Origin of the sequence: Propioniciclava sp., from assembly GCF_029977985.1 — a bacterium.
In the GTDB taxonomy this organism is placed as follows: Bacteria; Actinomycetota; Actinomycetes; order Propionibacteriales; family Propionibacteriaceae; genus Propioniciclava.
Genome location: NZ_JARKOT010000084.1, coordinates 40,254 through 51,053 on the forward strand (window position 1 = coordinate 40,254; position 10,800 = coordinate 51,053).

12 protein-coding genes are annotated in these 10,800 nt (G+C 71.2%); 8 read left to right on the forward strand and 4 right to left on the reverse strand.

All coding sequences use genetic code 11. From position 1 onward, the window contains the following. The first annotated feature begins 66 nt into the window (after positions 1–66). The gene (locus Q1K57_RS04900; RefSeq protein WP_300079605.1) at positions 67–1,566 is read left to right on the forward strand and encodes an NCS2 family permease; all 1,500 of its coding nucleotides are present in this window, start codon (positions 67–69) and stop codon (positions 1,564–1,566) included. Here the strand turns inward: Q1K57_RS04900 and Q1K57_RS04905 are convergent. Next, positions 1,556–2,014: a hypothetical protein gene (locus Q1K57_RS04905; protein WP_300079607.1), complete on the reverse strand. Its 459-nt coding sequence runs from the start codon at positions 2,012–2,014 to the stop codon at positions 1,556–1,558. The genes Q1K57_RS04900 and Q1K57_RS04905 overlap by 11 nt on opposite strands. 134 nt (positions 2,015–2,148) lie before the next feature. Between Q1K57_RS04905 and Q1K57_RS04910 the strand changes: the two genes are divergently transcribed. The 5 genes from Q1K57_RS04910 (at position 2,149) to treS (ending at position 7,508) form a co-directional block, all read left to right on the forward strand. Beyond that, positions 2,149–3,108, forward strand: coding sequence for a hypothetical protein (locus Q1K57_RS04910; RefSeq protein ID WP_300079610.1), 960 nt, complete (start codon positions 2,149–2,151; stop codon positions 3,106–3,108). A gap of 37 nt (positions 3,109–3,145) precedes the next feature. Further along, on the forward strand, positions 3,146–3,826 hold the full coding sequence (locus Q1K57_RS04915) for a metal-dependent transcriptional regulator (protein WP_300079612.1): 681 nt from the start codon (positions 3,146–3,148) through the stop codon (positions 3,824–3,826). After that, positions 3,826–4,629 (forward strand): class I SAM-dependent methyltransferase, encoded by an 804-nt coding sequence (locus Q1K57_RS04920; protein WP_300079615.1) that lies wholly within the window; start codon positions 3,826–3,828, stop codon positions 4,627–4,629. Before Q1K57_RS04915 ends, Q1K57_RS04920 begins: the two co-directional genes overlap by 1 nt. A gap of 77 nt (positions 4,630–4,706) precedes the next feature. Then, positions 4,707–5,099, forward strand: coding sequence for a thioredoxin (gene trxA, locus Q1K57_RS04925; RefSeq protein WP_300079618.1), 393 nt, complete (start codon positions 4,707–4,709; stop codon positions 5,097–5,099). Positions 5,100–5,222: 123 nt separating this feature from the next. Further along, a complete protein-coding gene (gene treS, locus Q1K57_RS04930; protein ID WP_300079620.1) occupies positions 5,223–7,508 on the forward strand; it encodes a maltose alpha-D-glucosyltransferase in 2,286 nt (761 codons plus the stop codon). A gap of 117 nt (positions 7,509–7,625) precedes the next feature. Here treS and Q1K57_RS04935 read toward each other — a convergent pair whose 3' ends face one another. The 3 genes from Q1K57_RS04935 to Q1K57_RS15685 form a co-directional block, all read right to left on the reverse strand. Continuing rightward, entirely contained in the window at positions 7,626–8,456 is an 831-nt protein-coding gene (locus Q1K57_RS04935; RefSeq protein ID WP_300079622.1) for an SDR family NAD(P)-dependent oxidoreductase, read from the reverse strand. Between the two features lie 10 nt (positions 8,457–8,466). Beyond that, entirely contained in the window at positions 8,467–8,760 is a 294-nt protein-coding gene (locus Q1K57_RS04940; RefSeq protein ID WP_300079624.1) for a DUF1905 domain-containing protein, read from the reverse strand. Positions 8,761–9,037: 277 nt separating this feature from the next. Beyond that, on the reverse strand, positions 9,038–9,511 hold the full coding sequence (locus Q1K57_RS15685) for a hypothetical protein (protein ID WP_366525332.1): 474 nt from the start codon (positions 9,509–9,511) through the stop codon (positions 9,038–9,040). 190 nt (positions 9,512–9,701) lie between these two features. On the opposite strand from Q1K57_RS15685, the gene Q1K57_RS15690 reads away from it, so the two are divergent. Together Q1K57_RS15690 and Q1K57_RS15695 are read left to right on the forward strand one after the other, a co-directional pair. Then, complete coding sequence (locus Q1K57_RS15690; protein ID WP_366525333.1) at positions 9,702–9,857, forward strand: LuxR C-terminal-related transcriptional regulator; 156 nt, start codon at positions 9,702–9,704, stop codon at positions 9,855–9,857. A 116-nt stretch (positions 9,858–9,973) separates the two neighbouring features. Continuing rightward, on the forward strand, positions 9,974–10,603 hold the full coding sequence (locus tag Q1K57_RS15695; protein ID WP_366525334.1) for a hypothetical protein: 630 nt from the start codon (positions 9,974–9,976) through the stop codon (positions 10,601–10,603). Positions 10,604–10,800: the final 197 nt, after the last annotated feature.

Below are 10,800 nucleotides of genomic sequence, written 5' to 3' on the forward strand. Positions count from 1 at the left end.
TGACGGTCGGATGACGGGGCGTGGACACGCGCCGGCGGCGTCCGGCCGCGCCCTTATCCTCCCGCCATGTCGACTTCCACCACCACGCCGCCCGCGTCCGGGCTCGACGGCTGGTTCTCCATCACCCAGCGCGGCTCGTCGCTCGCGCGCGAGGTCAGGGGCGGCCTCGTCACGTTCTTCACCATGGCCTACATCATCGCTCTCAACCCGCTGATCATCGGGACCGCTCCCGATGTCAACGGCAACCTCATCACCGGCCAGCCCATGCTGGACGCCTCGGGCGCCACCATCGGTGCCAACGTGGGGGCCTCCATCGCGGCCGTCGCGGCGGCGACGGCCCTCGTCGCCGGTGTCATGACCATCCTGATGGGTGTCGTCGGACGGTTCCCGCTGGGTCTTGCGACGGGGCTCGGCCTCAACGCGATGCTCGCCTATGTGGTCGCGCCGCACGTCACCTGGAGCCAGGCGATGGGTCTCATCGTCTGGGAGGGTCTCATCATCACGGCCCTCGTTCTGACGGGCTTCCGCGAGGCCGTGTTCCGCGCGGTTCCACGCGCCCTGCGCACCGGCATCAGCGTGGGCATCGGCCTGTTCATCACGCTCGTCGGCCTCGCCGACGCCCGCGTCGTCACCAACCTCGGTGGCACACCGGTGCAGCTGGGGGCCACGGGCTCGCTCATGGGTTGGCCGGTCGCCGTGTTCGTCACCGGACTGCTGCTCCTGATCGTCCTCTACATCAACCGGGTGCGCGGCGCGATGCTCATCGCGATCGTCGCGATGACGGTCGTAGCGGTCGTCGTCGAGACGGTGCTCGCTCTCGGCTCGGCCGCTGTCGAGGGCAATACGTTCGGCTGGGCGCTCAACGTGCCTGCGATGCCGGCCGAGGGCCTGTTCCGCCTGCCCGACCTGTCGTTGCTGGGCCGGGTCGACCTGTTCGGCGCCTTCGCCGGCGGACCGACCGTGTTCCTCACGATGCTGCTCACGGTGTTCGCCCTGCTGCTCGCCGACTTCTTCGACACCATGGGCACCATCGTGGCCGTGGGTGCCGAGGGGGACCTGAACGACGAGGACGGCAACCCGCCGCGCACGCGCGAGATCCTGCTCGTCGACTCGCTCGCCGCCGTGGCCGGCGGCCTCGGCTCCGTGTCGTCGAACACGTCCTACATCGAATCGGCGGCCGGCGTCGGCGAAGGAGCCCGGACGGGCTTCGCCTCGGTCGTCACCGGGGTCGCATTCCTTGTGGCTCTGTTCCTGTCCCCGCTGGTCAACATGGTGCCGTCGGAGGCGGCCGCGCCGGTGCTCGTGTTCGTCGGGTTCCTGATGATGAGCCAGGTCGTGCATGTGGACTGGGACGATCCCGAGGACGGTATTCCCGCCTTCCTCACCATGGTGCTCATGCCGTTCACCTATTCGATCACGGTCGGGATCGGCGCCGGCTTCATCGTGTACGTGCTCATCAAGCTCGCGCGCGGCAAGGCCGCCCAGGTGCACCCGCTGCTCTACGTTGTGGCACTGGCCTTCGTCGTCTACTTCGCCCAGGGTCTCATCACGGCGCTCATCGCCTGACCCGGCTCACCATCACCTCCGCCTCGTCGCCGGTGAGCCGGACCCCGGCGTGTAGGCCCGGAGGCAGGTCGAAGGGCAGTTCGAGTTCGGCCCACTCGTCGGGGCGGACGCCGACGGCGTCCGCCCCGGTCGCTGTCGCCACATGGGCGAGCCAGAGCTCGACGAGCGCCCAGGCGGCCGCCGCCCGTTCGGGTGGGACGGGCAGGCCGTGAGCGACGGCGTCGACCTCGCGGCGGGTCGGCACGCCCGGGCGCACCACCGGAGGGCCGCCGACGGGGTAGCGGCTCATCGGGCCGAGCCGGTCGAGGGTGCCGGTGTGCCGGCCCCGCTTCGGCGGCGGGAACGCCTCGGCGGCGAGCGCGGCCAAGGTGGCGGCGACGGCGTCCGAACCCGAACCGAGCGCAGCCAGATCGGCGATGCCGACGCGGTAGACAGTCACGCGCTCCATGGGGCCACGGTAGCCGCGGCTAAGGTGGACGGGTGAGGCCGCGCACCAGGAACCTGATCGTGACGGGGTCGCTCGTGGTGCTGATCCTCATCGTGGTCGTCGGTTACCTCACTCAGCTGGCGTAGGCTCTCCCCGTGCCCCGAATTCGACGCTTCGCAGCCCCTCGCGCCGCTGCGGGTGCGGCGGCGCTGGCGCTGCTGGCCGCCCCGGCGATCTGCCCCGCCCCGGCGCATGCGGCCGGTGCGGCGTTCCCCCTCGACGGCGGCAAGCCCCCGCTCGGCCTCGCGACGGACCACGCGCGCGACCGCTACTGGGTGCTCACCGCGAGCAGCGGCCGGTTGGTGCTGCACTCGTACGCGGCGGACGGCACGCACGAGGGGCAGATGAACTCGCGCGACAACCTCACCAACGCGCAGGCGCTCGCCTATGTCGACGGCGAGGCCTACGTGGGCGACATCGGCGGGCCGCGGGCGGCGGTCGTCGTCTACCGCGTCACGGAGCCGTGGCCCGGCACCGAGATCAACCACGCCGTCTCCTACGGTCTCGCCTACCCGGACGGGAAGCACGACGCCGCCGCGCTCCTCGTGGACGAGGACCACCGCTTCTACGTGGTGACCACGGGCGACGGGGCGGGCGTCTATCGCGCGCAGGTCGATCCACCAGCGGGCGCGGAGTCGGCCCTCGAACGCGTGGCGGACGCCCCGGACGGCGTCACCGACGGCGTCGTCCTCGTGGACGGCCGTTTCGTGCTGCGCACCGCGTCCCAGGTGTTCGTGCTCGACCCCGAAGACTGGTCGACGCTCGCCACGGCCGACCTCGGCATCGAGGAGACGGGCAGGGCCGTCACGCAGACGGCCGACGAGGCGTCCCTTCTCACGGGTATGGACGCCGAACAGCGGCTCAGCACCTCCGCCATCCCCGGGCCGGCCCCCGCCGAGCCCACGGCCAAGCCGACCCGCATGGCGACGGACACGAACACCTCGAACACCCCGTCCGACACGCGCACGTTCGCCCAGACGGGCACCACCACGGCCATCGGGGCGGCTCTCGGAGTCGCCGCCCTGGCGGCCATCGTCGTCCTGCTGAAGCGCTGAGGCCGTAGGCTGGGCGACGAGGAGGAGGGGCGCGCCGTTGAGTGAACTGATCGACACCACCGAGATGTACCTCCGCACCGTGTACGAGCTGGAGGAAGAGGGCATCCCGCCCCTGCGCGCCCGCATCGCCGAACGCCTCTCCCAGAGCGGGCCCACCGTGTCGCAGACCGTGCAACGGATGGAGCGCGACGGGCTTCTCGTCGTCGGCGACGACCGCCGCATCCATCTCACCGACGCGGGGCGGCTCAAGGCCACGTCGGTCATGCGCAAGCACCGGCTCGCCGAGGTGCTGCTCACCGACGTCATCGGGCTCGACTGGGAACTCGTCCACGACGAGGCCTGCCGCTGGGAGCACGTCATCAGCGACGCTGTCGAGGACAGGCTGGTCGCCCTGCTGGCCGACCCGCACGTGTCTCCCTACGGCAACCCCATTCCCGCCCGGGACGCCGCCGGCCCGCCCGCCCTGCCCGCCGAGGGGGGCGTGGTGCTGCTGGCGGAGGCACTCGGTGGCAAGGGCGCGGCCACGGTCGCGATCGCCCGGCTCACCGAGGAACTGCAGGCCGATCCGGATCTCATCGCAGCCCTGGCCGAGGCCGGCGTCCGGCCGGGCGTGGCCGTCGCGGCCGAGCTCGCCGGCGATCGGCTGCGGCTCGCGGCGTCCGGCCGGGTCACGGTGGACGCAGGCGTCACCCAGATGATCTTCGTGCGCACGCCCTGATGGCCAAACCCATTGTCGACTGGGCCGCGTACCTGGCGGCCTTCCGCGCCGCCCACCCCGGGGTGACGGAAAAGGTGCTGCTCCGGACGCTGTCGGGTGGTCACACCCCCTACCGCTGGCTGGCCCGGGCGATTTCGCCCCGGGCGACCACCGTCGTCGACCTCGCCTGTGGCACCGGGGCGCTCAGCCGTGAGCTCGACCGGCCGGGGCGGACGGTCGTCGGGGTGAACCTGTCGCCCACCGAGCTGGGGGTGGCGAGCACGCTGGGAGACGGGCCGTGGGTGTGCGCCGACGGCCGCCGCCTGCCCCTGCCCGACGGTTCGGTGGACGCCGTGGCGTCCATGATGGGCGCGGTCGTCATCCAGCCCACCGAGGCTCTGTTCGCCGAGGTCGGGCGGGTGTTGCGGCCGGGCGGCATGTTCGCGTTCATGGCGCCCACGATCGTGCCGGTGCACCCCCGCGACATGGGTACCTTGGCCGGCATCGTGTCGCGGCTGGGGAGCCTGCCGAAGTTCCCTGGGAACACCGAGATCACCGGCTACGTGCCGGCTCTCGTCGGCACCGGGCTGCGGAAGGTCGAGGACGCCCGCGAGCGCTACCACGTGGTCGTCCGGACGCCCGAGGAGGCCGCCGAGGTCATCGAGGCCCTCTACCTGCCCACGACGTCCGACGAGCGGCGGCAGCGAGCGGTCGACTGGCTCGTCGACCGCTCGATCCGCGACGGGGACGTGCGGATCTCGCTCGCCATGCGGCGGTTCGTGGCGCTCAAGCATTCGGTGGCGACACGCGACGCCGAGGTGTGATCCCGGATCGTGCCCGGGAATACCCACTGGGGCATCATGGTTGAACAGTGCGGTCCCCGAACCAGGAAGGAAACACGATGGCCACCATCGAGCTGACGAGCGAGAACTTCGCCAGCACCATCGAGGGCAACGACACCCTCTTCATCGACTTCTGGGCGGCCTGGTGTGGCCCGTGCCGCATGTTCGGCCCGGTCTTCGAGGCGGCATCAGAGAAGCACACCGACGTCGCTTTCGCGAAGCTGGACACCGACAAGCAGATGGAGATCGCCTCGGCGCTGCAGATCTCGTCCATCCCGACCCTCATGGCGTTCCGCGGCGGTGTCCTCGTCTTCCGCGAGGCCGGCGCGATGAACGCCGCGGGCTTCGAGAAGCTCGTCGAAGCGGTCAAGGAACTCGACATCGACGAGGTGCGCGCCCAAGCCGAGGAGGCGCAGGCGAAGCACGACGCGGAAAACGGCACGGCGGAGTAGTCCGCCAAGGAGTGGCAACCCTTTCCGCCCCGGCGCGGCAGAGGGTAGTCTCGACCAGAGCGGCCCCTACCCATCCCCCCGGGTAGGGGCCGCCCGGCGTTCCGATTCGGTACGTTGGTGCCCATGTCGACTCCCGACGACGACCGCGATCCCGACGAGGTCCTTCCCGAGCTCAGCTACGAGGCCCAGCGCTACGAGTCCCGGCCCGCCCGGATGCGCCCGAAGGCGCGCCGCCGGCGGCTCGATGCCGTGATCCCCGAGCCGCCGTTCGCAGCCGACGGCCGCAACCCCGCGTACGTGAGTTGGCTCGTCGACCAGTCGATGCTGGGCGATGCCAAGATGCTCGGTCGGCAACTCGCCGGCGACGCCGCCATGTGGAGCAGCCCGTACGCGGCCCCGAACCCGCGCGACGCCGTCGACACGGCGTCCGTCTGGTTCACCGCCTACCCGCTGTCGCTGGTCACCACGAAGGGCCAGTCGTTCCTGGCCGCACTGGGCGCCGAGGACCTCTGGGACGCCTTCGCCGCGATCGGCGTCGAGGCGATCCACACCGGGCCGGTCAAGCTGGCGGGTGGCATCTCCGGCTGGGAGCACACGCCGAGCGTCGACGGGCATTTCGACCGCATCAGCATGGTCATCGACCCCTTGTTCGGCACCGAGGACGAGTTCCGGGCCATGTGCGCCGCAGCGGCGGCGCGCGGCGGGACGATCATCGACGACATCGTCCCTGGCCACACCGGCAAGGGCGCCGACTTCCGGCTCGCGGAGCTGGCCTATCGCGATTGGCCCGGCGTCTACCACATGGTTTCGATCCCCGAGGAGGCGTGGCACCTGCTGCCCGAGGTGCCCGAGGGACACGATTCGGTCAACCTCACCCCCGCAGCCGAGCGGGCTCTCGCGGACGCCGGTCACATCATCGGCGCCCTCCAGCGGGTGATCTTCTACGAGCCGGGAGTGAAGGAGACGAACTGGTCGGCGACGCGCCCGGTGTACGGCACCGACGGCGTCGCGCGCCGGTGGGTGTACCTGCACTACTTCAAGGACGGACAGCCCTCGATCAACTGGCTCGACCCCACGTTCGCCGGCATGCGGCTCGTGATGGGCGATGCGCTGCACACGCTGCTCGACCTGGGGTCGGGCGGGCTGCGGCTCGACGCCAACGGCTTCCTGGGCGTCGAGAAGTCGGTGGGCGGCATGCTGCCCGCGTGGTCCGAAGGACACCCGCTGTCGCAGGCAGCCAACCAGTTGATCGGGTCGATGGTGCGCAAGGTGGGCGGCTTCACGTTCCAGGAGCTCAACCTCACCATCGACGACATCAAGAACACGGGCGCCGTCGGGCCCGACCTGAGCTACGACTTCATCACCCGCCCGGCCGCCCAGTACGCCCTGGCCACGGGGGACACGGAGTTCCTGCGGCTCATGCTCAACGAGGCGATCGCGGCGGGCGTCGACCAGGCGTCGCTGGTGCACGCCCTCCAGAACCACGACGAGCTCACCTACGAGCTTGTGCACTTCGAGACGTTGCACGCCGACGACGTGTACACCTACGCGGGCCGGTCGTGGACCGGCCGGGAACTCGCCGAGGAGATCCGGCAGGGTTTGCGCGACCGGCTCACCGGCGCCGCCGGTCCGTACAACGCCGTGTTCACCACCAACGGCATCGCCTGCACCACGGCGTCCATCATCACGGCGACGCTCGGCATCACCGACCTGTCGGCCATCACGGACGCCGACGTGGCCACCATCCGCGACATGCATCTGCTCATCACCTTCTACAACGCCTTGCAGCCGGGCGTGCTGGCCCTGTCCGGCTGGGACCTCGTGGGCGCCCTGCCCGTCGAGCGCAGCCAAGTGAGGGCCCTCATCCGCGACGGCGACACCCGCTGGCTCGAGCGCGGCGCCTACGACCTGATGGGGTGGGCTCCGGACGCCGCGGCGTCGGCGTCCGGCATGCCACGGGCGCGCTCGCTGTACGGATCGCTGCCCGAGCAGCTGAAGGACCCCGCGTCGTTCGCCTCAAGGTTGGCGAAGGTGCTGGCGGTGCGCAAGCGGCATGGCATCGCGACCGGCCGACTCGTGGCCGTGCCGGACGTGTCCCACCGGTCGCTCCTCGTGCTCGTCAACCGCCTGTACGTGGGGGCCACGCAGGTGTCGGTGCTCAACTTCTCGGGTGAGAAGATCGTGGCGCGGGTGCAGTCCGACGAGATCCCTGCCGGGCGGGTCGTCGACCTCACGACGCGGCGCCGCGTGGACGACGTGGACGCCCTCGGCGGCTTCGCCGTGACCATGCCGCCCTGGGGTGCGGCAGCCTACCTCGTGAAGGAAGACGTGCCCGACGAGGAGTGGAGTGAGCCCGGACGGCTCGAGGTGGCGCGTCCGGCGCAGCTGCGGGAGGTCTCCGAGGCCTGAGGGCCGGGCGAGCAGGCAGAGGAAATCGGATCGCCTTCGTGACGGGCGTCGACCTGCTGGTCGATGGCGGGTTCTGCTGCTGGTGACCCGTGGGGTGTTCGGACGCCGCCTGCGCGCTCAGAGGCCGACCCACTCGGCCGAGACGTCCCACAGGCGGCGGGCCAACTCGGCGTCCGCGCTGCGCGAGGCGACTTTCGCGGGCTTGCGGTCCACGTAGTAGGCACCCGGCACCCAGGCGTCCGGGCCGAGCTGGGACAGCCAGACGAGGGTGTCGGCGCCCTGCGCAGGCGTGCGCATGACGCGCTTGCCGAACGCCGACCGATAGAAGCGGCCGGTGAGGGTGGCGAGGTCGCCGGCGAAGCCGGTGGCGACCCCGCCCGGGTGGAACGACACGCCCCGGACGCCGTCGCCACCCCAGCGGCGGTTGATCTCGGCGGCGAAGAGGATGTTGGCCTGTTTGGCGAGCCCATAGGAACTCCAGCGGGTCCAAGCGGTGCGCAGGCCGGGGTCGCCGAGGTCGAGGCGTCCGTTACGGTGGGCGACGCTCGACGTGTTCACGACGCCGCCGTGCGCGGCGACGAGCCGATCGCGAAGCAGGTTGGTGAGCAGGAACGGGGCCAGGTGGTTGACCTGGAACGACGTCTCGTGGCCGTCGACCGTTTCCGTGCGTTCGCCGAGGAGGGCGCCCGCGTTGTTGGCCAGGATGTCGACGTGCGGGTAAGCGTCCGAGAGTTCGCCGGCGAGGCGGCGGACGTCGGCGAGGACGGCGAAGTCGGCCACGAACGGGCGGGCGGCTGCGCCGGCGGCGTCCGCGACGCGGTGGACCTTGCCGGACTGGCGGCCGACCACCGCGACCTGCCAGCCCCGCCCCGCGAGCGCCAGCGCCGCGGCGGCCCCGATGCCGTCGGAGGCGCCGGTGATGACGGCGGTCTTCGGGGTGTCGCTCATAGCCGCGATGCTACGCGTCGCGGCCGAGGCTCAGCCGGACCGTGAGCACGTCGCCCACCTCGGCACCCAGCGGCTTCCGAGCGGCGTCCTTGACGGGAAGGAGGTAGCCGCCGTCCTTGGGGAACAGCGACGTCGTCCAAGAGATACCGCCGCACGTTGCCCGCGCGGGGATGCAGCCCCAGCCGTAGGTCAACAGGCTGGACGCCGCCGCTACGGCCTCCGCCGCGTCGTCGGGGAAGCGGACGAAGTGGTACGGCGCCGGGCCGCGCCACTCGACGAGCTCGCCCGTGATCTCGATGTCCACGCTGCCATCATGGGGGCTACCGTGAGGTCGTGCCAGTTCCGGGCAGATTGCGGGTCCCCGCCCCGCGTCGAGCGCTCGTGGCACGTCCGCGCTTGGAGAACCCCCTGACCGGAGCCGATCGGCCGCGGCTGGTTCTCCTGTCGGCTGCACCGGGATCGGGAAAGACCACGCTGCTCAGGCAGTGGGTCGCCGGCCTGGTTCAGGATCAGCGCGACGCACGGCGACCAAGGGCGCGGGTGGCCTGGGAGGGGCTCGATGAGTCCGACGCAGACCCCGCTCAGTTCGTGTCCGATCTCGCCGACGCCGTCAAAACGCGGCCGACGGGAGCTTGGGCGGGGAGGCGCGTGCCCTCGTCGCCGGCGGTCGTGCCGATCCGGAGGACGGCGTGGTGTCGCTCATCGAGGACCTCGACAACGCTGACGGGTTGACCGTGCTGGCGCTGGACGACCTGCACCGGGCCGCTGGCGCCGCCGGCGTCCTGAACCTCGTGCTCGATCACCTCCCTCCGCATGTGGTCGTGGCCGCCACGAGCCGCGTCGAGCCGCCTCTTGCCGTGGCCCGGCTCCGGGCGCGAGGTGAGTTGGTGGAAGTGCGGGGCGCCGAGCTTCGCTTCGACGCGTCCGAGGCGGACGACTTCTTCCGGTCGGTCCTCGAGCTCACGCTGACCAGCGATCAGGTCGAGGCGTTGGTGGCCAAGACCGAAGGCTGGGCTGCGGGCCTGCAGCTGGCCGGTGCCGCAGCCCTGGCGCACCGGCGCGCGGGCGCTCAGAGCCTGGACGCATTCATCCGCGCCTTCAGCGGAACGCGTCGGTTCGTCTTCGACTACTTGGTGGAGGAGGTGCTCGACGCCCAATCCGCGGACGACCGCGCCTTCCTGTTGTCGACGTCCGTCCTCGATCGCCTGTCGGGGCCCGTCTGCGACGTGGTGTCGGGGCTGCCCGGTGGCCAGCAACGACTCGAGCGGTCCGGAGATCGCCGCCCAGCTGTTCGTCTCCATCAACACGCTGCGGAGCCACACCAAGAGCATCTACTCCAAGTTGGGGGTGCGCACCCGCCGGGCGGCCGTCAGCCACGCGCAGGATCGCGGCCTGCTCTGAGCAGCCGGATCACCTCCGGTGTCACATCATCATGTGATGTGAGTCGGCAGCCCTGCGACCTACTGTCCTGCCGGTGCCCCGGGTGGCGGGGCGTTCACGACTTGGAGTGCCCCCTCATGACATCGACCCTGAATCCCTTCGCACGCGTTGCCGGCTGCAGCCTCGCCGCGGCCGGCCTCCTCTTCGTCGCCGTCCAGATCGGCCACCCGCCCTTGACGATCGAGCTCGTCGGGACGCGCGAGTTCGTGGCTCGGGAGAGCGCCAAGGTCGTCATGGCAGCCCTGTCCCTGGCCGGGGTTGCGACACTGACGGTGTGGCATGGCCGCCGCCTCGGCGTCCTGGGTCGGGTCGGCGCGTTGGTCTTCGGCGCGGGTTACCTGGCCATGCTGTGCGTCCAGACGATTGCGGCCCTGGTGCTGCCCGCCATCGCGGCGACGTCGCCCGCGTACGTGCAGGGCGTCTTGCTCGCGGCAACCGGGGGACAGCCCGGGACGGACATCGGCGGGATCCAGCTGCTCCTCGCCGTGTCCGGGGTCGGGTACCTCTTGGGCGGCCTCGCCTTCGGTATCGCCCTGTTCCGCGCCGGGTTGGTGGCGCGCTGGGCGAGCGCGCTGCTCGCGGTCGCCACGACCAGTACGGCTGCCGTGGCCGTCCTTCCCGAGTCTCTCGACCGCCTCGCGGCGATCCCCACGGGCGTCGCCCTCGTCGGGATCGGGTGGTCTGCGTGGCGAGCTGCAGCGGAGTAGGTTGCCGATGTTCCGGGCCGCGCCTCCGTGGCCGAGACCACCCGATGACGGGTCCGCGGTCGGCTGCCGAGCGGGCGCCGAGACCGCGAGCGGGGGTGTTGTCGCCGGGGTGTTGGCGGCGGGGTATCGTCGCCGGCCCGGAGGAACCACACGGCGGCCCCGGGAGGATTCGAACCTCCGACACAAGGTTTAGGAAA

Coding starts and splice junctions, on each gene's coding strand:
- Q1K57_RS04900 (WP_300079605.1), top strand. CDS start 67: ATGTCGACTTCCACCACCACGCCGCCCGCGTCCGGGCTCGACGGCTGG.
- Q1K57_RS04905 (WP_300079607.1), bottom strand. CDS start 2,014: ATGGAGCGCGTGACTGTCTACCGCGTCGGCATCGCCGATCTGGCTGCG.
- Q1K57_RS04920 (WP_300079615.1), top strand. CDS start 3,826: ATGGCCAAACCCATTGTCGACTGGGCCGCGTACCTGGCGGCCTTCCGC.
- trxA (WP_300079618.1), top strand. CDS start 4,707: ATGGCCACCATCGAGCTGACGAGCGAGAACTTCGCCAGCACCATCGAG.
- treS (WP_300079620.1), top strand. CDS start 5,223: ATGTCGACTCCCGACGACGACCGCGATCCCGACGAGGTCCTTCCCGAG.
- Q1K57_RS04935 (WP_300079622.1), bottom strand. CDS start 8,456: ATGAGCGACACCCCGAAGACCGCCGTCATCACCGGCGCCTCCGACGGC.
- Q1K57_RS15695 (WP_366525334.1), top strand. CDS start 9,974: ATGACATCGACCCTGAATCCCTTCGCACGCGTTGCCGGCTGCAGCCTC.